This window comes from Streptomyces sp. JB150 (genome assembly GCF_011193355.1).
Taxonomy (GTDB): domain Bacteria; phylum Actinomycetota; class Actinomycetes; order Streptomycetales; family Streptomycetaceae; genus Streptomyces.
Genome location: NZ_CP049780.1, coordinates 4666812 through 4692335, shown reverse-complemented (window position 1 = coordinate 4692335; position 25524 = coordinate 4666812). Strand labels below are relative to the sequence as shown.

At 74.4% G+C, this 25524-nt stretch carries 21 protein-coding genes and 1 pseudogene; 10 read left to right on the top strand and 12 right to left on the bottom strand.

Annotation, left to right across the window (positions count from 1 at the left end; translation table 11 throughout):
* The 3 genes and pseudogenes from G7Z13_RS21890 to G7Z13_RS21880 form a co-directional block, all read right to left on the bottom strand.
* Positions 1–277: pseudogene (locus tag G7Z13_RS21890) on the bottom strand (N-acetylneuraminate synthase); the annotation flags it as partial.
* Entirely contained in the window at positions 201–1448 is a 1248-nt protein-coding gene (locus G7Z13_RS21885; protein WP_166001837.1) for an N-acylneuraminate cytidylyltransferase, read from the bottom strand. The gene G7Z13_RS21885 and the pseudogene G7Z13_RS21890, both read right to left, overlap by 77 nt.
* A gap of 128 nt (positions 1449–1576) precedes the next feature.
* Positions 1577–2920 (bottom strand): DUF6716 putative glycosyltransferase, encoded by a 1344-nt coding sequence (locus G7Z13_RS21880; protein ID WP_166001835.1) that lies wholly within the window; start codon positions 2918–2920, stop codon positions 1577–1579.
* A gap of 198 nt (positions 2921–3118) precedes the next feature.
* On the opposite strand from G7Z13_RS21880, the gene G7Z13_RS21875 reads away from it, so the two are divergent.
* The 9 genes from G7Z13_RS21875 to G7Z13_RS21835 all read left to right on the top strand — a co-directional run bounded on the left by G7Z13_RS21875 (position 3119) and on the right by G7Z13_RS21835 (position 15503).
* Positions 3119–4105: a glycosyltransferase family 2 protein gene (locus tag G7Z13_RS21875; protein WP_166001833.1), complete on the top strand. Its 987-nt coding sequence runs from the start codon at positions 3119–3121 to the stop codon at positions 4103–4105.
* Entirely contained in the window at positions 4105–5442 is a 1338-nt protein-coding gene (locus tag G7Z13_RS21870; protein WP_166001831.1) for an alpha-2,8-polysialyltransferase family protein, read from the top strand. The genes G7Z13_RS21875 and G7Z13_RS21870 overlap by 1 nt, the downstream gene beginning before the upstream one ends.
* A gap of 613 nt (positions 5443–6055) precedes the next feature.
* The gene (locus G7Z13_RS21865; RefSeq protein ID WP_166001829.1) at positions 6056–7393 is read left to right on the top strand and encodes a tetratricopeptide repeat protein; all 1338 of its coding nucleotides are present in this window, start codon (positions 6056–6058) and stop codon (positions 7391–7393) included.
* On the top strand, positions 7390–9711 hold the full coding sequence (locus G7Z13_RS21860; protein ID WP_166001827.1) for a polysaccharide pyruvyl transferase family protein: 2322 nt from the start codon (positions 7390–7392) through the stop codon (positions 9709–9711). The genes G7Z13_RS21865 and G7Z13_RS21860 overlap by 4 nt, the downstream gene beginning before the upstream one ends.
* A 123-nt stretch (positions 9712–9834) precedes the next feature.
* Positions 9835–10800 carry a glycosyltransferase family 2 protein gene (locus G7Z13_RS21855; protein ID WP_166001825.1) on the top strand — a complete coding sequence of 322 codons (966 nt, stop codon included), beginning with the start codon at positions 9835–9837 and terminating at the stop codon, positions 10798–10800.
* A 3-nt stretch (positions 10801–10803) separates the two neighbouring features.
* Positions 10804–12159, top strand: a complete 1356-nt coding sequence (locus tag G7Z13_RS21850; protein WP_166001823.1) for a polysialyltransferase family glycosyltransferase — start codon at positions 10804–10806, stop codon at positions 12157–12159.
* 55 nt (positions 12160–12214) lie between these two features.
* Positions 12215–13300 (top strand): acyltransferase, encoded by a 1086-nt coding sequence (locus tag G7Z13_RS21845; protein ID WP_166001821.1) that lies wholly within the window; start codon positions 12215–12217, stop codon positions 13298–13300.
* Positions 13301–13432: 132 nt separating this feature from the next.
* On the top strand, positions 13433–14362 hold the full coding sequence (locus tag G7Z13_RS21840; RefSeq protein ID WP_166001819.1) for a class I SAM-dependent methyltransferase: 930 nt from the start codon (positions 13433–13435) through the stop codon (positions 14360–14362).
* A 43-nt stretch (positions 14363–14405) separates the two neighbouring features.
* A complete protein-coding gene (locus G7Z13_RS21835) occupies positions 14406–15503 on the top strand; it encodes an acyltransferase (RefSeq protein ID WP_240926521.1) in 1098 nt (365 codons plus the stop codon).
* Positions 15504–15536: 33 nt separating this feature from the next.
* On the opposite strand, the gene leuE is transcribed toward G7Z13_RS21835, so the two are convergent.
* Positions 15537–16190, bottom strand: a complete 654-nt coding sequence (gene leuE / locus G7Z13_RS21830) for a leucine efflux protein LeuE (RefSeq protein WP_166001815.1) — start codon at positions 16188–16190, stop codon at positions 15537–15539.
* Positions 16191–16241: 51 nt separating this feature from the next.
* A complete protein-coding gene (locus G7Z13_RS21825) occupies positions 16242–17822 on the bottom strand; it encodes a methylmalonyl-CoA mutase family protein (protein WP_166001813.1) in 1581 nt (526 codons plus the stop codon).
* A 234-nt stretch (positions 17823–18056) separates the two neighbouring features.
* Here G7Z13_RS21825 and G7Z13_RS21820 point away from each other — a divergent pair, with 234 nt between their 5' ends.
* On the top strand, positions 18057–18926 hold the full coding sequence (locus G7Z13_RS21820) for a L,D-transpeptidase family protein (RefSeq protein ID WP_166001811.1): 870 nt from the start codon (positions 18057–18059) through the stop codon (positions 18924–18926).
* Positions 18927–19225: 299 nt separating this feature from the next.
* Here G7Z13_RS21820 and G7Z13_RS21815 read toward each other — a convergent pair whose 3' ends face one another.
* The 7 genes from G7Z13_RS21815 to G7Z13_RS21785 form a co-directional block, all read right to left on the bottom strand.
* Positions 19226–20434 carry a hypothetical protein gene (locus tag G7Z13_RS21815; protein ID WP_166001809.1) on the bottom strand — a complete coding sequence of 403 codons (1209 nt, stop codon included), beginning with the start codon at positions 20432–20434 and terminating at the stop codon, positions 19226–19228.
* A complete protein-coding gene (locus G7Z13_RS21810; protein WP_166001807.1) occupies positions 20434–21105 on the bottom strand; it encodes an RNA polymerase sigma factor in 672 nt (223 codons plus the stop codon). The genes G7Z13_RS21815 and G7Z13_RS21810 overlap by 1 nt, the downstream gene beginning before the upstream one ends.
* A 529-nt stretch (positions 21106–21634) precedes the next feature.
* Entirely contained in the window at positions 21635–22477 is an 843-nt protein-coding gene (locus tag G7Z13_RS21805; protein ID WP_166001805.1) for a hypothetical protein, read from the bottom strand.
* 237 nt (positions 22478–22714) lie between these two features.
* Positions 22715–23332: an RNA polymerase sigma factor gene (locus G7Z13_RS21800; RefSeq protein WP_166001803.1), complete on the bottom strand. Its 618-nt coding sequence runs from the start codon at positions 23330–23332 to the stop codon at positions 22715–22717.
* Between the two features lie 176 nt (positions 23333–23508).
* Positions 23509–23943: a hypothetical protein gene (locus G7Z13_RS21795; RefSeq protein WP_240926310.1), complete on the bottom strand. Its 435-nt coding sequence runs from the start codon at positions 23941–23943 to the stop codon at positions 23509–23511.
* A 232-nt stretch (positions 23944–24175) separates the two neighbouring features.
* Positions 24176–24652: a hypothetical protein gene (locus G7Z13_RS21790; protein ID WP_240926309.1), complete on the bottom strand. Its 477-nt coding sequence runs from the start codon at positions 24650–24652 to the stop codon at positions 24176–24178.
* 123 nt (positions 24653–24775) lie between these two features.
* Positions 24776–25381, bottom strand: a complete 606-nt coding sequence (locus G7Z13_RS21785) for a hypothetical protein (RefSeq protein WP_166001799.1) — start codon at positions 25379–25381, stop codon at positions 24776–24778.
* Between the last annotated feature and the right edge of the window lie 143 nt (positions 25382–25524).

The following is a 25524-nucleotide window of genomic DNA, read 5'->3' as shown; positions in this document are numbered from 1 at the left end:
AGATCTCGGGGGTGCGCTTTTGGAACTTGACCGCGTCGCAGCCCGCCTCGGCGGCGGCGTCGATCAGCCGGAAGGCGTTCTCGAGGTCGCCGTTGTGGTTGATGCCGATCTCGCCGGTGATGTAGACGGGTCGGCCGGGGCCGACCTCGCGGGTGCCGAGGGTGCGCAGGCGGGAGTTGGTGCTCATGACAGGACGTTCCTTACTTGGTGAGGGGGGCAGGAGAGTCGAGAGAGGGTCCGAGGATCCAGCCGGCGATCTCTCGGATCGCGCCGTCACCGCCGGGGAGGGCGGTGACCGCGCGTGCGGCGCCGCGGACGACGTCATGGGCGCTCGCGACCGCGACCGGCCAGCCGACGAGGGCGAAGCAGCCGAGGTCGTTGACGTCGTTGCCGACGTAGAGCACGCGCTCCGGCGCGATGCCCTGTTCCTCGCACCACTGCTTGAGCGCGAGGTCCTTGCGGTCGATGCCGTGCAGCACCGGGAGCCGCAGCTTCCGGGCGCGGGCGGCGACGACCGGGTTCTGTTCCGTGGACAGGATCAGCAGCTTCAGGCCCGCCTTGCGCAGGGCCGCGATGCCGAGTCCGTCGCCGCGGTGCACGGAGACGAACTCCCGTCCGTCGGAGTCGATCAGCACCCGGTCGTCGGTCTGGGTGCCGTCGAAGTCGAGGACGACCGCGTCGATGTCACCGGCGGTCGGGAGGGCGCCGGGCCTGTCCGCGTCGAAGAGCGGGGCGAGGGCGCGGGCGCGGGCGAGGTCGTGCGGGTCGTCGATCTCCAGCACGCGCGCGGGGTCGGTGCGCACCAGTTCGGTGCGGCCGAAGAAGCGGTGCCGGTGCTCGCGGAAGCCGGGCGCGTCCATGGCGTAGGCGGCGCCGGTCTCCAGCAGGTCCTGGGGGCGGTCCTGGCGGCGGGGGCGGTACGCCTTGTCGTGGTTGACGCCGTGGCCGCCGTCCTCCTGCGTGTCGCCGTCGCGCCAGACGAAGCCGTGGAAGGGCGCCACCGTGACGGCGGTGTCGGCGCCGTTCTCGGCGACGGCCGCGGCGACCCCGTCGACGTCCTCGCGGGTGAGGAAGGGGCTGGTGCACTGGACGAGGAGGACCACGTCGACCGGGGAGCCGTGCTGGGCCTCGTGGGCGTCCAGGGCGTGCAGGACGGCCGCCTCGGAGGTCGCGGTGTCGCCGGCGATGGCGGCGGGGCGCAGCACGACCTCGGCGCCGGCCACGCGGGCGGCCTCGGCGATGGCCTGGTCGTCCGTCGAGACGACGACGTCGGTGACCAGGCGGGCGGCGCGGCACTCGCGGACCGCGCGGGCGACCAGCGGTACGCCGCCGACCGGGGCGAGGTTCTTCGCGGGCACGCCCTTGGAGCCGCCGCGCGCGGGGATCACCGCGAGCACCCGGCGCATCGCGGCACCCGCGTCGGCCGCGTCGGCCTGCGAGTCGGACATGGCTTGCACTCCTTGGGCAGAGGTGAGTGACGGGCGCGCCCCTGGGGGCGCGGGGGCTTGCACGGCCGGCCTCGACGGCGCCGCGTGAGACGGACGTCGCCGCGCGTCCCTCCCGGCGAGGCGCCCGCTCACAGCTCGCCCATCCGCCGGATCACGGGCGCCACGCGCTGGACGCCGTGCCGGTAGGCGCCGCGGGCGGCCCGGCGGACGATCTGCCGGACCGGGCCGGGTTCCCTGTCGTGGGCGGGGGCGCCGGGCAGCGGGGTGCCGTCCGGGCCGAGGTGGTGGCGGGCGAGGATGCCGGGCAGGTAGCCGGGGGCGGTCGCCGGGGTGTAGTAGGGGGTGAGCGGCGGCAGCGCGTCCGCGGCGAGCAGCGCCGCGATGCGGGCGCGGGCCGCGTCGAAGGCGGTCGCGTACTCGCCGTCCGCGGCGACGCCCTGCCGGGCCACCCACTCGGGGTCCGGGTCGGGCCGGTGGCCGGCGTCGAGCTGGTCCCAGGAGGCGAGGCAGCCGGAGCCGACGAAGTGGTGGTTGCCCAGCACCTCGCGCACGCCGAGGTCGGTGAGGACGACGGTGGGGATGCGGCGGTGCAGGGACTCCAGCGCGGCGGTCGAGCTGACCGTGACCAGCAGGTCGGTGCGGTCCAGGACCTCGCCCATGTTGCCGTAGACCAGCCGGAAGTTGGGCGGCAGGTCGAGCTTCTGGGCGAGCTTCTGGTAGGGCAGCTCCTCGATGTGCGTGGTGTGCTCGCCGGGCTTGGAGCGCAGCTTGAGCAGCACCTCGCGGCCGGGGTGCAGCCGGGCGTGCCGGACGAGCCGTTCCAGCAGGTAGGCGCGGTCCGCGCGGCGGTCCGGGACGGACGGCTGGGCGGCGAAGACGACCGTGTACGGGTCGTGTTCACCGGCGTACGGGGCTCCGCCGAGGAACGGGAGTGCCACCTCGGTCACGGCGGAGGAGTCCGCGCCGACCCCGTCGTAGACGGCCCGGAAACGGTCGGCGTCCTGGCGGGAGTTGGCGAGGACGAGGTCCGCGCCGTGCCGCAGCAGCAGGCCGTCGGCGAGCTTCTCGTAGACGACGCCGACGTAGCCGGTGACGACGACGGGCCGCTTCGGGCGGTCCTCCCACACGCGCTTGAGGCCGTGCAGCATCGCCTGCACGCCGCCGCCGACCAGGGCGAGGACGAGCACGTCGTACGGTTCGCGCGCCATGGTGCGCAGGAACTCGACGGCGGTCACCTCCCGCAGGGAGTCGGCGCGCACGCCCACCTCGGCGAGCTGGCGCGGGGTCGGGGTGGCCCGGCCGCGCAGCAGGAACCCGTCGAGGACGGGCGCGGCCGGCTCCCCTTCCCCGGGGGCGGTTTCCGCGGGCGGGCCCGCGGCGATGCGGTGCGCGGTCAGCGCACCCCATTTCCAGCGGGTGTCCGAGTCCGCGAGCACCGCTACGCGTGGGGGCTTCGTTGTACGTGGTGGCACGTCCAAGACGCTAGGAAGCGATTCCGTGTTGTGGCCCAACCGGGACTCAACAAAAAGTTAACAGCGCCCCACCGAGAGCCGAACTGGCTTGTGGCGGGCGGGAAAGTACACGGCATGCACCGTTCCGACACATGGAGTTCACCCCTGGTACGGCCACCGGAAAGGCCCGCGGCCGGGCCGCCTCCTAGGGTTTCTCGAGTGCCAAAGCTTTCCGTGATCGTGCCGTTCTACAACGTGCAGCAATACGCCCCGGACAACCTCAGGAGCCTTCGCGCGAATGCCCGGCCCGACTTCGAGTTCGTCCTGGTCGACGACAAATCGAAGGACGAGACACCGGCCATTCTCGAACGCGCGGCCGGGGACCTCTCCGAGGTCGCGCGGGTGCGCTGCATCCACCGGGAGGAGAACGGCGGGCTCGCCACCGCGCGCAACACCGGGCTGGACGCGGCGACCGGCGAGTACGTGGCCTTCCTGGACGGTGACGACTGGCTCGCCCCCGGGTATCTGAGCGAGCTGGTCGCGGCCATCGAGGAGCTGGGCTGCGACTTCGTGCGCACCGACCACGTGCAGGCCACCGCGCGCGCCCGCTCCGTGCACCGGGTGCCGGTCGGGCGGCGCGGCGAGGTGCTGAACCCGCGCGAGGCGATCCTGCCCGCCGACCGGACCACCTCGGTGGACTACCCGTACGCCTGGGCGGGCGTCTTCCACCGGCGGCTGCTCGACAAGGGCCTGCTGCACTTCACCGACGGGCTGCGCACCGCCGAGGACCGCCCCTGGATCTGGAAGCTGCACCGCGAGGCCGAGTCGTTCGCCGTGGTCGGGCTGCTCGGCGTGTTCTACCGGCGCGGGGTCGCCGGGTCGCTCACCCAGATCGGTGACGTGCGCCAGCTGGACTTCATCCGCGCCTTCGACCAGGTGATCGGGGAGACCGCCGCGGACCGTGACGCGGACCGGCTGCTGCCGAAGGCGGTGCGCACCTACTGCGCGATCATCGCCCACCACCTGTCGGAGATCGAGAAGTTCGAGCCGTCCGTGGCCAGGCAGCTGCGCGCGATGAGCGCGGCGGCGATCCGGCGGATGCCGCAGGACGCGCTCGGCGACGTGCTCGACACCATGGACTTCCAGCGCGCCTCCAGGCTGCGGCGCCTGCGGCGGCGGATCACCACAGCGAAGGCGGCGGCCTGATGTCCCGTACCACCCAGATCTTCTGCGTCTCCACGCTGTACGGCGCGGCCACCCTCGCCGCCGCCCTGGACTCCGGCTGCTTCGCGGAGCCGGACCGGCGGGTGCTGCTGGTGTTCAACAACGCGGCGACGCCGGAGACCACCCCGGCCGTCGACGAGATGCCGGGCTTCGCCGCGCTGCGCCACCACTTCGGCGACGTGCTGTCGTACAACGAGGCCATCCGCCCCTTCCACCCCGGCGCCTGGCAGCCGCGCTCCGACGACCTGCCGCTGTTCGAGCGCTATCTGCGGCAGCTGTGGGACCTGGGCGAGGACCGCGTCGAACTGGTCGTGGAATCCCTCCAGGTCAACCCGGCGCTCGGCCTCGCGCAGATCTTCACCGACGCCCCCGTCCACGTCTACGCCGACGGCCTGATGAGCTACGGCCCCACCCGCAACAAACTCGACCCGCTGGTCGGCACGCGGGTGCGGCGGCTGCTCCACCTGGACCTGGTGGCGGGCCTGACGCCGATGCTGCTGACCGAGTTCGGCGTGGAGCCGCGGGTGGTGCCGGCGGAGGCGTTCCTGAAGGTGCTCGGCGGCCTCGCCGACGCCGCCGGGGAGCTGCCCGAGGTGCCGCAGGGCGCCGCGCTGCTGCTCGGGCAGTACCTGTCCGCACTGAACATCCTCTCCCCGAAGGAGGAGGAGGACCTGCACGTGCGGATGATGCGGGGGGCGGTGGCGCGCGGGCACCACACGATCGTCTTCAAGCCGCACCCGACCGCCCCGGCGAGCCACAGCCACGCGCTGGAACGCGAGGCGGAGAAGCTGGGCGTGGAACTGACCGTGCTGGACACGCCGGTGCTGGCGGAGGTGCTGTTCGAGAAGGCGGCGCCCGCGCTGGTCGTCGGCTGCTTCTCGACGGCCCTGTTCACCGCGTCGGCGTTCTACCGGCTGCCCGTCGCCCGCGTCGGGACCGGCATGCTCCTGGACCGGCTGGCGCCGTTCCAGAACAGCAACCGCGTCCCCGTCGCCCTCGCCCACGCGCTGCTGCCGGACCTGGAGTCCGACGGCCGGGACGAGGAGCGGGCACTCCCCCGCGAGCTGCTCCAAGGGCTCGTCACCGCCATGAGTTTCGCGATGCAGCCGCAGATCCACCCCGGTCTGCGGCCCGCGGCCGAACGGTTCCTGGCCGAGCACTTCGGTCCGCGCACCCAGCACTACTTCAAGCGGCGCCGGCTGACCGCGCTGGGACTGCCCGGCGGGCTGCCGCAGCGGCTGGCGTTCCTGCCGCGCAACGCCACCGCCCGCCGGGTGGCGCACCGCGGGCGGGCGATCCTGAAGGCCGTACGACGCTGAGCCCGCGGGCCACGCGGCGCCGGCCTCGCGGGCGGCGCGCCGCTGAGTTTGTGGGCGGCGCGCCGCTGGCCCCGCGGGCCGTGCGGCGCCGGCCTCGCGGGCCACACGCACCGACCACGCGGGCCGCGCGCCGTCAGCCTCGCGGGCCGTGGGCCGCCGGCCTCGCAGGCCACACGCCACCGGCCACGCGGGGGCCACACGCACCGGCCACGCGGGCCCGCGCGCCCTCAGCCTTGCGAGTCGCGCAGCGCCGACCTCGTGGGCCGTGCGGCGCCGGCTGTGCGGGCGACGCGTCACCGGCCTTGCGAGCCGCCGCCGTCAGCCTTGCAGGCCCTGCGCCGTCAGCCTTGCGGGCCTTGTGCCGCCGGCCTCGCAGGCCGTGCGCCGCTGAGTCTGACCGTGTGGAGAGTGTTCACCTGGCGGCCACCGGAAAGGCACCCGCGCCCGGGTGCCTTGGGGCACATTCGGCGTCCGGCCGAACGGTTCGGCCTCCGGCTCGGAGGAGGCGAACGGTCCGGCCCGTCGCGCGATCCGGCCTGTCGAACCCATCCGGCCCGCCGCGCGATCCGGCCTTCGAACGATCCGGTGTGCTGCCGGGCGAACGGTGGAACACATGACGAACCCCCTGGCGGGACTGTTCAAGCCACGGCAGAAGGAGACCGCCGGGCTCGACCTGTACGCCCGGACCATCCGTGCGTGCGGGGACTTCCTCACAGCGCGCGGCGACCAGGCCGCTCCCGCGCACGCCCGGCTCGTGCGGGCGGTCGGCGTCCTCGCGGCCTCCCTCGCCGCCCCGGCCGCTTCGGACACCCCGGACTCCCCCGGCGCCTCCGGTGCCGATCCCTTCGACGCCCTGCTGCGGACGGCCGAGCGCGCGCTGGAGGCCGGCGGCGAGGACGGGCCCGCTCTCGCCCTGACCATCACGGACGCGGCGACGCGCCTCCGGCGGCGCTCCAAGGGCGCCTGGCGGCTGCGCGGCCTGGCCCTTGACGCGCTCGGCCGCGACGCGGAAGCACTGGAGTGCTACGAGCGCCACCTCGCGCTGGCGGGGGACGGCGCCGGCGCCTCGGCGGAGGTCGTCCGCAGGACGGCCACGCTGCGGCGCCGGCGGGAGTGCGTGCAGGCGGCCCTCGCGCTGTTCCCGGACGCGGAGTCCGCGCTGCGCGAGCCGACCACGGCCACGACGACGGCCCCCACCCCGCCGGCCGCCACCACCGCGGCCACCACCGCCCAGGTGGCGGACGAGGTCGCCGCGTTCGTGCGGGCGCGCGTCGCGCAGTACGGCATGGCCCACCCGCGGGTGCGGCGCCTGCTCGGGCTGTACGGCGCGTACCGGCGGCTCGTGGAGCGCGACGCCCCGGCCGTGCCGCCGCCCGGCTGCGGCACGCCGATCGACGTCAGCGGGCTGCGCGCGCTGGTCGCGGGGCGCACGGTGTGCCTGGTCGCGAACACCGAGGAGGTCGCCGCGAGCGCGCTGGGCGCCGAGATCGACGGCTACGACGTCGTGATGCGCTGCGACGCGTTCCGCCTCCACGCGCGGGGCACCGGCGAACGCACCGACGTGCACGCCGTCTCGCTGCGCGGCGCCGCCCCGTGGGAGGGACCCGCCTGGACGCAGGCCGCGGGCGTCCGGCTGGTCTTCGGCGACCCGGCCCCCGCGTGGCGCCGCGCCGTCCGGCAGCGGCTGGCGCCCGGCGCGCAGGAGCACATCGGTGACGCCTCGCTGCGCCGGCCGCTGAGCGACCCCGCGCTGCTGGGCGAGGCCGGCTGGGACGGCGGGACGACCACCGCCTTCACCCTGGTGCGGCTCCTGGACTTCCTGGACGCCGGTTCCCGCCTGGACCTGTTCGGCTTCGCGTCGCCCGGCGCGCTGCGCCCGCGGGAGGCCGCCTGGGTCATGGACCGTGCGACGCGTGCCGACGACAGCAAGACGAGGATCGCCCTGCGATGACCCACCCGCCCCACTCCCACCCGGCCACCGCGCGTGCCTTCGCGGACGACAGCAGTACCGTCACCGGCAAGCGCCGTATCGCCTTCGCCGTGCACACCGGCGCGGACCGCCTGCCCGAGGTCGCCACGCTGGTCCGCAGCCTCACGCTGACCAATCCGGGCGTGTGCGAGGACGTGGTGGTCCTGCACCCCGGCCTGCCCGCCTCCGCGTTCGACGCGCTGCGCGCGCTGCACCCGCGGATCGTCCCGCGCCGGGCGGACGGCCGCGGGGACGTCGTCCGGCTGGAGGGCTACGACACCGTCGTCGCCCTCACCCCGGCCATGGTCGTCCTGGGGGACGTCGGCGAGCTGCTGCGGCTGCGCCACGGCGTGGGCGCCGTACGGCAGGTGCTGGACGGCGGGGCGGCCGGCGAGCGGTGGTGCGTCCGGCCTGACGGGCTGCTGGTCCTCCAGCGCGCCGACGTGGACGAGGACCTGGCGGCGCGGTTGGCCGATGCCCTCGGCGACCGCGGTGACGGCGGCGACGGCAGCGGCAGCGGTGGCGGTGGCGACACCGGCCACGGCGGCCCCGGCGGCCTGGAGTCCGTCCTCGGTGACCTCCTGGTCCCCGTCGACCCCCGGTACGACTTCCTCGCCCACCGGCTCCACGGTGACCTGCCCGTGCCCCCGCGGGTAGCCGTCCTGCGCTTCACCGGCCCGTCCGGCGAGGACGCACCCGGCCCGGCGGCCGAGGCCCGGCGCCGTTTCGCGATGGGCGACGACGAGTTCCGGGCCGCCTACCGCGCCCTGCCCGGCGCCAAGCACCCGGATCTCCTCGCGCACCTCGCGCCGCCGCTGCTGCGCGCCCGTCCCTCCCTGGACCTCGCCCGCACCGTCGCCGACGGGTACCGCCGCCAGGGCCGGTACGACGAGGCCGTCGACGTGCTCGCCCCGGTCCTGGGCGACCGGCTGGACGCGCCGCGCTGCCAGGAGACGCTCGGCCTGTGCCTGATGGCGCTGTCCCGCTACGACGAGGCGGAGGCGCACCTGCTGCTGGCGGCGGCCTCCCCCGACGTCGCGCCGCGCGCCTTCGCCCAGCTGGCCCGCCTGGCCTGGATCCTCGGCCGGGACGAGGACGCGCGCCGCTACGCCCGCGAGGGCCTGGAGGCCGACCCCACGGACGCCGGGTGCCACGCCTGGTTCGTCCGCACCCGGCCGGCCGCCGGCCCGGAGCCGGCCGACGCGGGCCCGGCCGGCGGGCAGCTGGCGCACGTGGCGTTGTTCGCGGAGGGCCGGGAGAACGCCGGGGACCGCGTCCTGCCCGAGGCGGTGCGGCTGTGCTTCGGCCCGGACACCGGCCCGCGCCGCTGGTACCCGCAGCCGGTCCACCGGCTGGTCGACGAGGCGGCGCTGGCGCGGCTCAACGCCCGCCGCGGGGTGGTCGTGGGCGGCGGCGGGCTCTTCCTGCCGGACACCTCGCCCAACGGCAACAGCCACTGGCAGTGGAACATCCCCGACGACGTGCTGGCCCGGATCACCGCGCCGCTGGCGGTGTTCGCGGTGGGCTACAACGTGTTCGACGGGCAGCGCTACCGCCGCGGCCGGTTCGCCGAGAGCCTGCGGGCCCTGGTCGAGCGGTCGGCGTTCTTCGGGCTGCGCAACCACGGCTCCATCGAGCGGGTCCGCGACCTGCTGCCGGCCGCGCTGCGCGACCGGGTGCGCTACCAGCCCTGCCCGACGACGGTGGCCCGGCGGCTCGTCCCGGGCTGGACCGACCCGGCGGCGCGCGCCGACACCGTCCTGGTCAACTGCGCCTACGACCGCGCGGGCCTGCGCTTCGGCCACGACTACGGTCATTTCCTCGGCCAGATGGCCGTCGCGCTGCGGGACCTGCGCGAGCGGGCCGACGTGCGGTACGCGGCGCACATGCCGGACGACGAGCGGTTCGTGCACGACCTGCGCCGGGAGCACGGCGTCGCGCTGCCCGTGGAGCGGCTGTACGACCTGTCCAACGACGCGATCCGCGACCTGTACGGCCGGTCGCGGCTGGTGATCGGGATGCGCGGCCACGCGGGGATGATCCCCTTCGGCTGCGGCACGCCGATCCTCAGTCTGGTCTCGCACCCCAAACTCGCCTATTTCCTGGCCGACATCGGCCGTCCGGAGTGGGGCCTGTCCGTGCACGACCGGTGGCTGGGCCCGCGGCTCGCCGAGCGGGCGGGCGCGGTCCTCGACGCGCACCCGGCGGCCGTGGCGGACGTGCACGCCGCCCAGGACCTGCTGTGGGAGACGACCCGGTCGAACCTCCGGGAACTCGGGGAGATCTTCGGACAGGCGTGAGACACCGAGAGTTCACGCGCTCCGAGAAGGGAATTCACCTTTCCGCGTCTCGCACGACACCGCTTTCCCAGGAGTCGTAGCTAGCCTGTTCTAATAGCCGCCCTTCACCCCTGAGAGAGCCCCGTGCCCAAGCTGTCCGTCGTCGTCCCCATGCACAATGTCGGGGAATTCGCCGAGAGTACGCTCCGGAGTCTCGCCAACAACGCGGACGACGACGTGGAGTTCGTGATCGTCGACGACTGTTCCACCGATTCCACGCCGTCGGTGATCGACCACTGGAGGGCGAAACTCCCGCACGTGACGGTGATACGGCACGAGCGGAACCGGGGAATAGCCCAGGCCCGCAACAGCGGAATCGACGCCTCGACCGGGGAGTTCCTCACCTTCCTCGACGGCGACGACTGGTACGGCCCCGGCCATCTCGCCGCGCTGGTGTCCGCCATCGAGGAGCTGGGCTGCGACTTCGCCCGCACCGACCATGTGCAGGTCACCGGGAGGGAGCGGGTGATCCGGCGGCCTCCGGCGCGGGTGCGCGAGGCCGTGATGGACCCGCGGGACGGCATCGCGCCGGCCGACATGGAGACCATGGTCGACTATCCCTTCGTCTGGGCGGGGATCTACCGGCGCCACCTCTTCGACGACGGCCGGATGCGCTTCGCGACCGAACTGCGCACCGCCGAGGACCGGTTGTGGATCTGGCGGCTGCACCTGACGGCCCGCAGTTACGCCTCCGTGGGCCTGCACGGCGTCTTCTACCGGCGCGGCGTGGCCACCTCGCTCACCCAGATCAAGGACGACCGGCAGCTGGACTTCTTCCCGGCCTACGACATGCTGCTGCGGGACGTCATGGACGACCCTGAGTCCGGCCGCTTCCTCCTCAAGGCCGTGCGCACCTACTGCGCCATGATCGCCTTCCACATGGGCAAGGCGGACGAGTACGAGCCGGTGGCGGCCCAGCGGCTGCGGCGCGAGGCGACCGCCGCGCTCCGGCGGATGCCCGAAGAGGCCCTGGAGGAGACCCTCCGAACCATCGACAGGACTCGTGGCAGGTTGCTCAGCCGCCTGCGTGACGGGCGGAAGGCTGCCTGATCCATGCCCCACACCACCCAGATCTTCCAGGTGTCGACCCTGTACGGGGCGGCCACCCTCGCCGCGGCGCTCGACGCGGGCCTGTTCGGGCCGCGGGGCGAGGCCCGGCGCATCCTGCTCGTCTCCAACAACGCGGCGGTACCGGAGACCGCGCTGCGGCTGGACGAGATGCACGGCTACGCGCGCATAGCCGGCCGGTTCGACAGCGTGGTCAGCTGGAACGAGGCGATCCGGCCGTACCACCCCAGCAGCTGGGGCCCGCGCGGGAACGACACGGTGATCTGGCAGAGGGCGTTCCGGCTCGCCTGGGGCATCGGCGAGCGGGACCGCATCGATCTCGCCGTGGAGTCGATCCAGGTCAGCCCGGGCCGCGCCCTGGCGGCGATCTTCTCCGAGGCCGCCGTCCACGTGTACGCGGACGGCCTGATGAGCTACGGACCGACCCGCAACAGGCTTCCGCTGACCATCGGCTGGCGCATCCGGCGCCTGCTCCACCTCGACCTGATCCCCGGTCTGACGCCGCTGCTGCTGTCGGAGTTCGGGGTCCAGCCCGAGGTCGTCCCGGACGCCGCGTTCCGCCGGGTGCTCGACGAGATCTCCGAGGACGCGGCCGGCGACCCGCGGCTGGCGCCCGTCCTGGCGCAGAAGCCGACGGCGGTGCTGCTGGGCCAGTATCTGGCGGCCATCGACATCCTGAGCGCGGACGAGGAGGAGGACCTGCACGTCCGGATGCTCACCGGGGCCGCCCGGGCCGGGCACCGGTCGGTGGTCTTCAAGCCGCACCCGACGGCTCCCGCGAGTTACTCGGCGGCGCTGAGCAAGGCGGCCGCGGAGGCGGGTGTCCGGCTCACCGTGCTGGACGCGCCGCTGCTCGCCGAGACGCTGTACCACCACGCCCGGCCCGAGCTGGTCGTCGGCTGCTTCTCGACGGCCATGGTGACCGCCTCCGCCTACTACGGCGTGCCCGTCGGCCGGGTGGGGACCGCGCTGGTGATGAACCGCCTGAAGCCGTACGCCAACAGCAACCGGGTGCCGCTGGCCGTCGTCGACCACCTGGTGCCCGACCTGGAGCGCGACGGGACACCGGCCGTGCTCGGCGCCGCCCCCGCGTCGCTGCCGCCGCTGGTGCGCGCCATCGGCTTCTGCATGCAGCCCGAGACGTACCGGAGCCTGCGGGAGCCGACGGTCGCCTGGCTGCACGAGCATCTGGCGGACAGCCCTCCGCACTACTTCCCCGAGCTGCGGCTGGCCGAGCTGGGCCTGCCCGGCAGCCGCCCGCAGGCGCGCGCCCGGGTCCGGGTGCGGCGCGCCAGGCGCGTCGTGCGACGGGCGATGCGCCGCGGCGGCGCCCGCAAGTAGCGGGCCCGTCGCCCCGGTTCCGACGTCCTCAGCCATCCCCCAGGAAAGGTGCGCGGTGCGCAACGACACAGCAGCCGTACTCCTGCCGCAGCAGAGACAGGCCACCTCCGAGCAGCCCGCGCGGGAGCGGGAGCACCGCTACGACGTGGACCTGATGCGGCTGATCTGCTCCGCCACCATCATGCTGGGGCACGTCGGCGCGCAGTTCATCCTGGCGACCCGCAACGACCCGGCCAACGGCGCCGGCTCGTACTGGGCGGGGCATGTGGCCGAGGCGGTCAACCCGTACGCCGTCCCCATGTACTTCGCGATCGCCGGCTGGGCCGTCCTGGTCGGCGCGCCGCCGCGCGACACCGGCAGGATGTGGAAGCGGATCGTCCGCAACACCGTGCCGCTGTTCGTGTGGACGGCGATCTACCTGGTGTGGGCCTGGCTGCGGAACCGCAACGACGAGCCCATGACCGAGCTGGCGGCCGACTCCCTCTTCGGCTCCGTGCAGCCCGCGTACCACCTGTGGTTCATGTACACGTACATCCCCATCATCGTGCTGCTGGCCTTCGCGATGCTGATCCGGGCCGGGCAGCGGCCCTGGCGGCTGGGCGCCGTCCTCCTGGGCATCGCGGTGCTGCCGAGCGTGATGACCACCCTCTCCGAGGTTACCGGCCGGGAACTGCCCTCCGTCGCCTGGGGCTTCGGCACCTACTCGCTGGTGTACGCGGTCGGCGGGGCGCTGCTGTTCTCCCTGCCGCGCCTCGGCGCGCGGTGGCGCGGACTGCTGCTGGTGCTGCTGCCGCTGACGATGGCCGGAAGCCTCTGGTACAACACGCAGGTCCACTACGTGATGCCCAACGCGCACCTGTTCGTCGCCGTGATGAGCATCTGTGTGCTGCTCCTGGTCAGCCGGGTGCGGGTGCCGGAGACGTGGCGGCCGCGGCTGAAGAGGCTGGCCGGCGCCGCGCTCGGCGCGTACATGGTGCACGTGCTGTTCGTGGAGGAGATCGTCCGGCCCCTGGTGTCGCCGGACCTGAGCGGGCCGGTGGCGGGACTCCTGCTGGCCGGTCTCGTGATCACGGTGATGGTCCTGTCGTTCGCCACCAGTCTGCTGTGGGGCCGGCTGAGGCTGCGGCGCCTGCTCGGCTGACCGCGTTCGCCTGTTGTTCACCGAGCGGTCGCTCCGCGGGCCTTGGCCCCGGATGCCGCCGACCTAGCCTGGCTCCCGTGATCGGACCGCACCACTCCGACCGACTCCCGACGGATTGAGGTTCTCGGTTCCATGAAAAGCCGCTCCCTGCTCACCAGTCCGGCCTCCCGGCGTCTGCTGCGGCCGGTCGCCGACCTCATCGACCAGCGCATCGAACGGCGGCTGCGCTCCGCGGCGGCCCGGGACGCGGCCGACAGAGAACGACTGGCGGAGGCCGTGGACCTGATGAAGCGGCATCAGCTCACCCTCGACCTGCTGCTCGGGTCGCGGGCGCGCGGCCTGTCGCGGATCGTGCACCAGGGCCCCCTGGACCGGCTGCAGAACGAGGTGGCCGCCCTCGTCGGGGACCGGGACGCCGCCGTCCGCAACGTCGCCACCGCGTTCCGGCTGCTGGTCGCGCTGGAGTCGCTGGGCGTCGGCCGGATCGCCGGCGGCACCATGAACATCTGCGGCAAGCTCGGCACGATCCCCCTGCTCGCGCCGCCGGACAACGACGAGATACTCGAGATCGGCACGCTCTACGGCATGTTCTCCACCGGGCTGATCCGGATGATGGAGCGCGACGGCCGCAGCCCCGGTGTGACGATCGTCGACCCGTTCGCCGGGGTGCAGCTCCAGCCGGGCACCCCGCAGCGCCCCGACCCGACCGGCGCGCCGGTCGACGAGCACGCCGTGCGCACCAACCTCGCCCTGGCCGGCCCGGCGGGCGCCGCCGCCCGGATCCAGCGCGGCTTCTCCGAGGACCCCGAGACCCGGGCGGCCGTCTCGGACCGCTCCTACGGCGTGATCGTCGTCGACGGCGACCACTCCGCCGAGGGCGTCCTCGCCGACCTCCAGTGGGCCGAGCGGATCGCCGCCCCGGGCGCCGTGATCGTCCTCGACGACTACGGCGACCCCAAGTGGCCCGGCATCAAGGAGGCCCTGGACAAGCACCTGGCGGGCGAGACGCGCTTCACCTACCTGGGGAAGGCCGCCCTGTCGGCGTATCTGCGCGCCGCGTGACCGGCGTGCGTACGAAGCGAGGAGCGTGAGGGTGACCGAGACGATCGTGCGCCCGGCCCGGCCGGGCACCACGGCGCTCACGGACCCGCCGGCCGCACGCGGCCGGCTCCGGGCGCTGGACGGGCTGCGCCTGGTGGCCGCCCTGATGGTCGCGCTCTACCACTACGGCGGCCGGGGCGGCGAGATCGCCGAGGCGTGGGGCTCCTCGCCGAAGCAGCAGTTCCCGACCCTGCACTCGTGGTTCGCCTACGGCTGTCTCGGCGTCCAGGTCTTCTTCGTGATCAGCGGTTTCGTCATCTGCATGAGCGGCTGGGGCCGGCCGCTGCGCTCCTTCTTCGCCTCCCGCGCGGCCCGGCTGATGCCCGCGTACTGGGTGGCCGTGGTGCTGGTGACGGTGGTGTTCGCGCTGCCGGGCGTGGCGTTCGCGGCGGTCTCGCCGAGCGACGCGCTGCTGAACCTGACGCTTCTTCAGCAGCCGCTCGGCGCGGACCGGGTGCTCGGTGTGTGCTGGACGCTGTGGGTGGAGATCCGCTTCTACGCGCTGTTCGCCCTGTGCGTGGTGGTGCCGGGCGCGAACCGGCGGCGGGTGGTGCTGTTCTGCGCGGTGTGGACGCTCGCGGCGGCGATCGCCGACGCCGCCGACGAGCCGCTGCTGGACCTGGTGCTGATGCCCGAGCACGCGCCGTTCTTCATCGGCGGCATCGGCCTGTACCTGCTGCACCGCGACCGGCGGGACGCGCTCGCCTGGGGCATCGTGGCGGTGAGCTGGCTGACCGGGCAGCACTACGCCGTGGCGGCGCTGTGGCACAGCCCGAGCCCCGGCCAGTTCTCCTACCGCTCGGCCTCGGTGATCGTCCTGATCGTCACGCTCGGCTTCCTCGCCGTGCTGGCGGTGGCGCTGGGGTGGCTGCGCCGGGCGGACTGGCCGTGGCTGACCACGGCGGGCGCGCTGACGTATCCCTTCTACCTCGTCCACGAGCACCTGGGCTGGGTGGCCGTCGAGGTCTTCCACCAGGAGCTGGCCCTGCCGTCCTGGCTGACCCTGACGGCCACGCTGGTGACGATGCTGGTGCTGGCCCGCCTGCTCAACCGGTACGTGGAGGACCGGGCGACGCCGTGGCTGCGGCGGGCGCTGCGCTGAGGCGCGGGCGGACGCCGCGCTGAGGCGCGCGGGTCAGGGGCTCGCCAGGGACAGTTTCACGGCGAAGCCGAGGAACAGGGCGCCCGCCGCCGAGGTGGCGCCCGCGGCCAGGCTACGGCGGCGGCGGAAGGCGTCGGCGAGCCGGGTGCCGCCGAAGATCAGCAGCGACAGGTAGAGGAAGCTGGCCGTCTGCAGCAGGGCGCCCAGGATCAGGAAGGACAGCGCCGGGTAGGCGTAGTCCGGGTCGACGAACTGCACGAAGAAGGAGATCAGGAAGAGGATCGCCTTCGGGTTGAGCAGGGAGACCACCAGGGCGCGGCGGTAGGGGCGCTCGTCGTCCGCGGGGACGGCTGCGGGCGGGCCGGCGGCCGCCCGCTCACCGCGCGTCTTCCACAGGGCCCACGCCGAGCGCAGCATGCCGTACGCCATCCAGGCCAGATAGGCGGCACCGGCGTACTTCACCACGAGGAAGAGCAGCGGTGTGGTGGTGAGCACGGAGGCCGCGCCGAGCGCGGCCAGGGTCATCAGGATCGTGTCGCCGGTGAAGACGCCGGCCGCCGCCGCGTAGCCGGTCCGCACGCCCTTGCGCGCGGCCACGGACAGCACGTAGAGCGAGTTGGGCCCGGGGAGCAGGACGATCAGGACCAGGCCTGCCAGGTAGGTGGGAAGGTCGATGACACCGAACATGGAGAGGAGTGTGGCACGGGGGTGCGACACTCCTCACGCGCGTTCCGTACGTCAGAACGCGTCCGACGGGACGTACGTCCCCCACACGTCCCGCAGGGCGTTGCACACCTCGCCGACCGTCGCGCGGGCCCTCAGGGCGTCCTTCATCGGGTACAGGACGTTGTCCTCGCCCTCGGCGGCCTTCTTCAGGGCGGCGAGGGCCGAGTCCACCGCGCGCTGGTCGCGCTCGGCGCGCAGCTTGGCGAGGCGTTCGGCCTGCTGGGCCTCGATGGCGGGGTCGACGCGCAGCGGCTCGTACGGCTCCTCCTCGTCGAGCTGGAAGCGGTTGACGCCGACCACGACCCGCTCGCCGGAGTCGGTCTCCTGGGCGATCCGGTAGGCGTTGCGCTCGATCTCGTTCTTCTGGAAGCCGTGCTCGATGGCGGCGACCGCGCCGCCGAGGTCCTCGACCTTCCGCATCAGCTCGATCGCCGCCGCCTCGACGTCGTCGGTCATCTTCTCGATGACGTAGGAGCCCGCGAAGGGGTCGACGGTCGCCGTCACGTCCGTCTCGTAGGCGAGGACCTGCTGGGTGCGCAGGGCGAGCCGCGCGCTCTTGTCCGTGGGCAGCGCGATGGCCTCGTCGAAGGAGTTCGTGTGCAGGGACTGGGTGCCGCCGAGGACGGCCGCGAGGCCCTGCACGGCCACGCGCACCAGGTTGACCTCGGGCTGCTGGGCGGTCAGCTGCACGCCCGCGGTCTGGGTGTGGAAGCGCAGCATCATCGACTTGGGGTTCTTCGCGCCGAACTCCTCCTTCATCACCCTGGCCCAGATCCGGCGGGCGGCGCGGAACTTGGCGACCTCCTCCAGGATCGTCGTGCGGGCGACGAAGAAGAAGGACAGGCGGGGCGCGAAGTCGTCGACGTCCATGCCGGCCGCGACGGCGGTGCGCACGTACTCGATGCCGTCGGCGAGGGTGAACGCGATCTCCTGGGCGGGGGACGCGCCGGCCTCGGCCATGTGGTAGCCGGAGATCGAGATGGTGTTCCACTTGGGGATCTCGGCCCTGCAGTACTTGAAGATGTCGGCGATCAGGCGCAGGGAGGGCTTGGGCGGGAAGATGTACGTCCCGCGCGCGATGTACTCCTTCAGCACGTCGTTCTGGATGGTGCCGGTCAGCTTGTCGGCGCTGACGCCCTGCTCCTCGGCGACGAGTTGGTAGAGGAGCAGCAGCAGGGCCGCCGGGGCGTTGATCGTCATCGACGTCGACACCTTGTCCAGCGGGATGCCGTCGAACAGCACCCGCATGTCGTCGACCGAGTCGATGGCGACGCCGACCTTGCCGACCTCGCCGTGCGCGATGGGCGCGTCGGAGTCGTGGCCCATCTGGGTGGGCAGGTCGAAGGCGACCGACAGGCCCATGGTGCCGTTGGCGATGAGCTGCTTGTAGCGGGCGTTGGACTCGACGGCCGTGCCGAAGCCGGCGTACTGGCGCATGGTCCAGGGCCGGCCGGTGTACATCGTCGGGTAGACGCCGCGGGTGAACGGGTACGCGCCGGGCTCGCCCAGCTTCCCGGCGGGGTCCCAGCCTTCCAGGGCGTCCGGTCCGTAGACCGGCTCGATGGGCAGTCCGGACTCCGACTCGCGCGCCATGGTGTTGCCTCCCGCCGAGCGCTCGCGCGCTCTGATCGCCAGTTGCTCGTGTGCCAGTTACTCGCCAGTACGTATCGACCCTCGCGACGGACTGTAGCGGCGGCCGGTGCGCCGGGTGGAGGGCCCCACGCTGGGACCTTCCTCACAACGATGCCGCGCCGTTCGCGAGGCGTCACGCGCGGGGAACATGACAGGTGACACCGGAGGGGTACCGGAACGCCGAGGGGGGCTGTCATGCGTACGACAGGGAGACGGCGGGCGGTCGCGCCGCTGGCCGCGCTGGCCGCGCTGCTGGGGGCCGCCGGCTGCGAGCCGCAGACGACCGGCGCGGGCGGCGCGGGCGGCGGGCCGGTGCGCATCGAGGTGACCGCGACGGCCCCGGCGCCCTCCCCCGCGCCCCCTTCCGCGCCCGCTTCCGCACCGGCGGGCGGTGCCGCCGCCCCCGGGGACGCCGGACCGGCCGCACCGCCCGCCCCGGTGCTGTGGTCGCGCGGCGACAGCGGCCGGGACGTGCGCGAGCTGCAGGCCCGGCTGCGCCAGGTGGCCTGGCTGTACGACGGGCCGACCGGGACGTACGACGACCTGACCGAGCGGGCCGTCGAGGGCTTCCAGGGCAAGCGCGGACTGCCGCGCACCGGGCGGACCGACACCGTCACCTGGGAGCGGCTGCTGCGGATGACCCGCGAGCCGGGCCACTGGGAGCTGTACCTGATGGGCGGCCAGCCCGCCGACGCGCCCGACCCCCGCTGTCTGACCGGCCGGGTGCTGTGCATCAGCAAGTCCAGCCGCACCCTGCGCTGGATGACCGACGGGCGGACGGTGACGACCCTGCCGGTGCGCTTCGGCTCGGAGTACACGCCGACCCGCGAGGGCACGTTCGAGGTCTACTGGAAGTCCCGGCACCACCACTCCACGCTCTACGACGCGCCGATGCCGTACGCGATGTTCTTCAGCGGCGGCCAGGCCGTGCACTACTCGGCGGACTTCGCCGCCCGCGGCTACGCGGGCTCCTCGCACGGCTGTGTGAACGTGCGGGACGAGGCGGCGATCGCGCAGGTGTTCGCTCAGGTGCGGACCGGCGACAAGGTCGTCATCCACTGGTGAGACGAGGTGCGCCCTCCCGTGGGATCCGGTGGGATCTAGCGGGATCCGGTGGGACGCGCGGGAGCGCGCGTGGCGCGTGGCACCGGGCGCGTACCGGGCGGTGGGAGGGGGATTGCGGGGCGCGGGCGGGACCGGGGGAACGTGTCCCGCCCGCGCCGTGTGCACGAGCCGTGGGTACGGGGGGAACCCCGGCTCCGTGCGACGGCCGATGACCAGTCGGCTCACTCTTTACTGCGCCGTCGCGGCCGAAAGTGTCACACCCTCGCGGAAAAAAATTCGGGACTTAGGAAAACCGCAGGTCAGCGGGTTGTGTAGGGAGGAGTGAGGGAGGGCTGGGGGGTCGGTGAGACGCGGCCGCCCCAGGAGTCCTCGGAGGCGCGGGAGTCGTGCGGGTCCGACCGGTGCTCCGGGTCCTGGAGGGGCTCCGGGTCCCGCAGGCTCCGGCTCTCCTGCCGGCCGGAGCCGTTCTCGCCCGCGCCGGCGCCGCCGTGACCGTTGCCGCCGGGGCGGCCCGTGCCATGGCCGTCGTCGCCCTTGCCCTCGCCCTTGCCGTCGCCTTTGCCGTCGTTGCCCTTGCCGCCGGCGTCGTTGCCGCCGCTCGCGGAGTCGCCGTTGCCCTGGCCCTGGCCTTGGCCCTGGCCCTGTCCGGAGCCGGTGGTCCCGGCGAGGGCACCGCCCGTGGCGCCGGCGAGGGAACCGCCGGTGTCGCCCCCGGAGGTCGCGCCGCCCTGGCCCCGCAGCACGTTCTCGCAGTACCGGCCCACCCGCGAGGAGCCGCCCGCCACGCCCTCCAGCACCCGCCGGCGGCCGGCGTCCAGGCTCCGGCCGTCGCGCACCACCCGGCACGCCGAGGCGATCTCGCTCCACGAGCGCCCGGCACCGCCGGACGGGGTGGCCCGGTCCTCGCCGTCCCGGCCCTTCTGCGTGCCGCCCTCGCCCCGCTCCCCGGAGGCGGCGCCCGTGCCCGGCTTCGCGGCACCGGCGCCGCCGCGGGTGCCGTCCGGGGTGGGCGTGAGCAGCGGGCGGTCCGGGGTGGCGGCGGACACCGAGGCGGCGGGTCGCGGCTCGGTGTCACCGAACGGCGTCGGCAGGACTCCGGTTCCGGCCGCGAAGGCGACCCCGCCGACCATGCCGGCGGCCAGCGTGGCGGCCAGCGCGAGGCGCAGCGGGCGGCCTCGGCGCGGGCGGGCGCCGTCCGTCGTACGGCCGTCCGCGCGGGCGCCGATGCGGAACAGGCCGGCGTCCGAGGGGCGGGTGCGGGCGGGTCCGGCGAGCGTCTCGTGGTGTTCGTCGCGCTCCGCGCGGGCCTTGCGGAAAGCGGCCAGCGCGGCGGCCTCACCGGGCAGTTCGTCGCTGGTCAGCGGGGGGGTCGCGGCCAGCGCGCCGAGCGCTTGGGCGAGCCGTTCGGCCTGGTCGCGGGCGTCCGGGCCGACGGCGTCCGGTGACTCCCCGCGCAGCAAACGCTCCGCCGTCTCACGGTCCAGCCACCTGTACTGCTCGTCGGCCATCACATGTCCTTCTGCGTCCGCGGGCGCGTATGCGTCACACTCGCGGACGTCACCGCGCGGCGGCGCGGTTCTCGCGGGGGCGGCACGGCGTCGAGCACGCCCGCGGATTCCGGATCGCCGCCGCTCTCGCCGAGGAGCTCGGCCAGTCGCTTCAGCCCGCGGTGCGCCGCCGTGCGGACCGCGCCGGCCCGCTTGCCGAGCGTCTCGGCGGCGGTCTTGGCGTCCAGGCCGACGACCACGCGCAGCACGACGGCCTCGGCCTGGTCCTGCGGGAGCCGGGCGATCAGGGAGAGGGTGCGGTCGGTGGTCAGCGCCTCGATGGCCTCGCCGGCGGTGTCCGACTCGGCGGGCTTGCCGGTCAGTTCCGTCTCGTCGCCGCCGATGGCGGGGCGGCGGCCGCGCATGCGTATGTGGTCCAGGGCGCGGTTGCGGGCTATGCGGGCGGCCCAGCCGCGGAAGCGGTCCGCGTCACCGCTGAACCGTTCGAGGTCCCGGGCTATCTGGAGCCAGGCCTCGGACGCCACGTCCTCGGCGTCGGGTTCGCCGACCAGCGTCCGCACGTATCCGAGCAGCCGCGGGTGCACCGAGCGGTACACAGTACGGAACGCGGTCTCGTCCCCGTCCTGTGCCGCAAGCACCGCTGCCGTCAACTCGGCGTCGTCCCCCAGCACCGCACTCCCTCTGCGCCTCACCGGCGCCGCCTGCGCGCGGGCGTCTGCCACTTCGCTCTGTCTTTCACCTGTCCGCGGTCCGGTGCGAATGGCACGTTACGACCTGAAACCGCTCCCCGTCCATGTCCCCGGAAGATACGTAGAAGATGCAACTAACTCGTGACGCGAGCGGGGTGCGCGGGGGTGGGTGCCGGGGTGTGACACGAAGCGCACCGGCGGCGCTGTAACTAGTACGGGCCGCCGCGCGGCCCGTGCCGCGCGACGGCCGGGGCCTCTCCTGTGGGGGGTGGCGGCCCCGGCCGTTGCCTCGGCCGGGCGTCGGTGGAGCCCCGTCCCTCGCACCGGGCGGCTCTCCGAGCCTCGGCCGTTCAAGACCGGCGCGGGTCTGGGCGCTCGGGGGCGGGTGCGGTCCCTCGGGTGGGGGTGCGGTCCCCTGGCGCGGGTGCCTGTCGCGCCGTAACGCGGCACCACGCCCCGTAACGCGGCACCACGCGCGTGCCCCGGCGCCCCGGCGCCCGGCGCTGCCCCGCTACGAGCCGCCCTGACCGCCGGTCGCCTTGTCCCGCCCGCGCTGCCCCGACCGGCCCTCGGGCGAGGTCGGCCGGGCCTCCGGGGTGGCCGCCGTGTCCGGCGGGGACGGGGCCTTCGGGTACGCCCGGCCGTTGGGCTCACGTGTCCGGGTCGGTGCGCCCGCCCCCTCGCCCTGCCGCCGCTGCTGCTGCCGTGCGCAGTACTCGGCGACCTTCTCCGGGCCGCCCGCCGCCTCGGTCAGCCGCTTCCAGGCCGGCGCCGCCATGGCGTTGCCGCGGCCCTCGCCCCGCTCGTACGCCCGGCAGTGGGCCTCGGTGCCGGCCGCGGTGAGCGGGTGTCCGGGCCGCGCCGGGACGGTGCCGGCCGGCGGGGTGGCGGTGGTGCCGCCGGCGTCCGGCGCCGGGGTGCCGCGGGTGGGAACGCCGCGGCGCCGGTCCTCGCCGGACTCCTCCGGGCCGGACCCGCCCGAGCCGATCGCCGCGAAGGCGACCCCGCCCAGCGTCAGGCTGACCGCGAACAGGGAGAGCACGCCCTTGAGCGACCGCGCCGGACCGCGCTTCCCGCGCGGCCGCCAGTCGTCCCGCCGCCGGGTCCGCGCCCGGTGCGCCCCCGCGTCCCGGGCGGCGCGGAACGCGGCCACGGCCCGGGTCTCCCCCTCGGCGTCCACCCGCTCGGGGCGGAGCACGGCGGCGAGCAGGTCCCGCATCGCGGTCTCGTCGAGGTCGCCCGGCCCGCCGGGCTCGGACACGGCGCCCTGGTGGCGGCTGCCGGAGACCGCGGCGGCGGGGTGCGGGTGCCGACGGCGGCCGGGCGCCCCGTCGTCGCTCAGCAGTTCACCCATGTCCGCTTCCCGTTCCGTCTCCGACCCCTGCCGCGCGTCCGGCCGGGTCTGTCGCTCTCGCCGTCGTCGTCACTGTTCAGTTCGGCGTTCATCGTCCGCTTCGCCGCTCTTTCCGGCCTTCGTGCCGGCCTTGGTGCCTGCCGTCGTGCCGGCCTTGGTGCCTGCCGTCGTGCCGGCCTACGTGCCGACCGTCGCCGGCGTTCGCGCCGACGTGGCCGCCGACACGGCCGCCGACGTTCATTTCGACTCCCCCAGCGTCCCGGACCCGCCATCCGTCACACCCCGGTCGCCGAGTTGGCGGGCGAGCCGCCTCAGCCCGCGGTACGCGGCGGTGCGCACCGCGCCGGGGCGCTTGCCGAGGACGCGGGCGGCGGCGGGGCCGTCGAGACCGACGACGACCCGCAGGAGCACCGCCTCGGCCTGGTCCCGGGGCAGCCCGCGGACCAGCTCCAGGGCCTCCCCGGTGGAGAGGGACTCCAGGGCCTGGTCGTGGGTGGTGTGCGCGGCGGGCAGCTCCAGTACGTCCTGCTCCAGCGCGGAGGAGCGGGGCCGTACCCGCTGCCGGCGCAGGTGGTCCAGCGCCCGGTGGCGGGCGATGGTCGCGGTCCAGCCGCGGAAGCCCGCCCCGTCGCCCTTGAACCGTCCGAGGTCGCGGGCGATCTCCAGCCAGGCGTCGGACGCCACGTCCTCGGCGTCGTCGCCGACCAGTCCGCGCAGATAGCCGAGCAGCCCGGGCTGCACCAGCCGGTAGGCGACCGCGAACGCGGCCTCGTCACCCTCCTGGGCCCGCGCGACGGCCGCGCCCAGTTCCCCGTCGTACGCCTGCGCGCGGCGGGGTTCCCCTCCCTGGCCCAAGAACTGTCCTCGCCCTAAACCGGTCTGTGGCGGATCGGCACCGGGGACACGACCGCCCTTGCCGCGTGTCCCAAGGTCATCTGCGCCAGGGCGCACGGAAATGTCACAGGCGGCCGGAGGAACGCCCGGCGGACCCGGCGGCAGCACCCCGGCCGCCGCGAGGCGCCGGCCCATGGTCAGGCCGCCGCCCGCCGCGCCCGCCCGTGCAGGGTGAGGTAGAAGGTCTGCAGGGACTCCTCGGGGCCGCCCGGGTCGAAGCGGTTGTGCACCTTGCCGAGCGGGTTCCAGACCGGGCCGTCCGGCATCCGTACGCCGAGCGGCTGGCCGAAGTACGCCCGCTGCTCGGCGTCGAAGTCCACCCAGACCGCGCCGGCCCGGCGCACCAGCACCTCGCCGACGTACGCGCCGAGCCCGAACAGCGTCTCGCGCAGCCGCTCGCGCTCGGCTCCGCCCTTGCGCAGCCCGTCGATGAGGAAGTCGACCACCCGCAGGCTGGCCACGGAGTAGTCCAGCGGCAGCCGGCTGCGGGAGGTGACGCGCGCGACGAAGGCCATGGCGTACGGGCGCATGTCCCCCGCGCACGGCCTCGTGGTGTTGTCCGCCCCGTTCATGAGCCCGTCCCTTCGCCCCAGTGGGAAAGCCCCTGCCAGCCCCCGGATGACCCAGCGGACGGCCACTCGGGAACATCACTGGCCACGGGTGTGGCCCTTCGCACACAGGCGGCTCACGTTCCCGATCCGCGTGCGCAACAACATCCCCGAGGACCGGCAGATCACCCTGGGCACCCCCACGGATGCCCGCCTGGGCCAGGCCCTGACGCCGTGACGCCCGCACCGGCCCCGCTCACTGCCGGGGCGCGTCCGCGGTCGCGTCCCGGCAGAGCAGGCGCAGCGAGCCGTGGCCCGCGAAGCAGCGGCGGGCCTCGTCGATGGGGTCCCACAGCCGGCCGTCCGGGGTGCGCACCCAGTGGTCGCCGCCGCTCGCCCACCACTCGGCGCCGCTCTGGCGCACGATCACCTCACCGGCGTACGCCCCGAAGCCGCGCAGCACGTGCTCCACTGCCGGGTACGGGGTGTCCTCGCGGCGCAGCTCGTCGATGAACCGGTCGACGCGCCACAGGCTCTGCGCCGAGTAGTCGAGGCGCATCCGCGCCCCCTCCCGCATCGCCGCGACCGCGTCCGCCGCCCACCGCGCCGGTCTGCTCGCGGCGGAGGGCCTGCTCTCCTGCTGTGTCGTCGTCACATGGGGTAGAGCGCGCCGGACCGGTGAACCGTCACGCGGATCCGGCGGCTCCCCCGAACCGGCGCAGGAACTTCCCATTGCCCGCGAGACGGTCACAGGATTCTCGCGCCCGCGCGGGTTTACGCCGCGCGCCGCACCCCCAGGCGCCCGCCGCCCGCCCCCACGTGCCCCCGCTTCCGCGCGGTCACGCTCCCGCGCGGGTCACGCGTGCCGGGCCCGGCGCGAGACGACCGCCCGCAGCACCCGGCGTCCCTCGGTGGAGACGTCGAGCGCGCGGCGCAGACCGCCGGCGCCGTGTTCGGCGAGGAGTTCCAGCACGGTGATCTGGCGGCGCAGTTCGGCGGCGACGAGCGGGGACATGCCGGCGGTCCGGCTGGTCACCAGGGTCCCGCCGGCCGGCACGGAGTGCAGGGTGCCGCGCAGCGACTCGACGGAGTCGGCGTCCTCGCCGGGGTCGAGCAGCCGGTGGACCTGGAGCGCGGCGACGGAGCAGGCGTCGGCCCACACCCGCGCCTCGGGGGCGGAGCGGACGGCGGGGGCGGCGGCCAGCATGCGCCGCACGAGCAGCGCGGCCTCGTCCTCGGCGTCCTCGGCGGCCACGACGTCCGCGACGCCCAGCTCGGCGCGCACCCCCTCCAGCAGTCCGCCCCACGCGCCGGCGTCCCCGTCTTCCACGAGGTTCGCCCACAGCGGGCGCAGCACGTCGTCGTCACCGCCGAGCAGCGGCACGCACCGATCCAAACAAGCCAGTCCGCTGGCAGCCAGTCCGCGTTCGTCGGCCTGCGCGATCAGTTCCACCAGGCTCATCCACGTCTCCCTGTCCGGGCCTGTTCCAAGGCCTGCCGAGGCCTGCGATGGGCGCCGACCTCTACGGAGCCCGCACTTCCCCTTACTGCGTGCAACCGCCCGGTTGTGTCACAGCGGCACGCCACCGAGCCGGCCGAGGGGCC

What these genes read in the sequence shown, in the direction of transcription:
- G7Z13_RS21885 (WP_166001837.1), bottom strand. Translation starts at nt 1,448, where the DNA reads ATGTCCGACTCGCAGGCCGACGCGGCCGACGCGGGTGCCGCGATGCGC.
- G7Z13_RS21870 (WP_166001831.1), top strand. Translation starts at nt 4,105, where the DNA reads ATGTCCCGTACCACCCAGATCTTCTGCGTCTCCACGCTGTACGGCGCG.
- G7Z13_RS21865 (WP_166001829.1), top strand. Translation starts at nt 6,056, where the DNA reads ATGACGAACCCCCTGGCGGGACTGTTCAAGCCACGGCAGAAGGAGACC.
- G7Z13_RS21860 (WP_166001827.1), top strand. Translation starts at nt 7,390, where the DNA reads ATGACCCACCCGCCCCACTCCCACCCGGCCACCGCGCGTGCCTTCGCG.
- G7Z13_RS21850 (WP_166001823.1), top strand. Translation starts at nt 10,804, where the DNA reads ATGCCCCACACCACCCAGATCTTCCAGGTGTCGACCCTGTACGGGGCG.
- G7Z13_RS21840 (WP_166001819.1), top strand. Translation starts at nt 13,433, where the DNA reads ATGAAAAGCCGCTCCCTGCTCACCAGTCCGGCCTCCCGGCGTCTGCTG.
- leuE (WP_166001815.1), bottom strand. Translation starts at nt 16,190, where the DNA reads ATGTTCGGTGTCATCGACCTTCCCACCTACCTGGCAGGCCTGGTCCTG.
- G7Z13_RS21825 (WP_166001813.1), bottom strand. Translation starts at nt 17,822, where the DNA reads ATGGCGCGCGAGTCGGAGTCCGGACTGCCCATCGAGCCGGTCTACGGA.
- G7Z13_RS21820 (WP_166001811.1), top strand. Translation starts at nt 18,057, where the DNA reads ATGCGTACGACAGGGAGACGGCGGGCGGTCGCGCCGCTGGCCGCGCTG.
- G7Z13_RS21815 (WP_166001809.1), bottom strand. Translation starts at nt 20,434, where the DNA reads ATGGCCGACGAGCAGTACAGGTGGCTGGACCGTGAGACGGCGGAGCGT.
- G7Z13_RS21805 (WP_166001805.1), bottom strand. Translation starts at nt 22,477, where the DNA reads ATGGGTGAACTGCTGAGCGACGACGGGGCGCCCGGCCGCCGTCGGCAC.
- G7Z13_RS21795 (WP_240926310.1), bottom strand. Translation starts at nt 23,943, where the DNA reads ATGAACGGGGCGGACAACACCACGAGGCCGTGCGCGGGGGACATGCGC.
- G7Z13_RS21790 (WP_240926309.1), bottom strand. Translation starts at nt 24,652, where the DNA reads ATGGGAAGTTCCTGCGCCGGTTCGGGGGAGCCGCCGGATCCGCGTGAC.
- G7Z13_RS21785 (WP_166001799.1), bottom strand. Translation starts at nt 25,381, where the DNA reads ATGAGCCTGGTGGAACTGATCGCGCAGGCCGACGAACGCGGACTGGCT.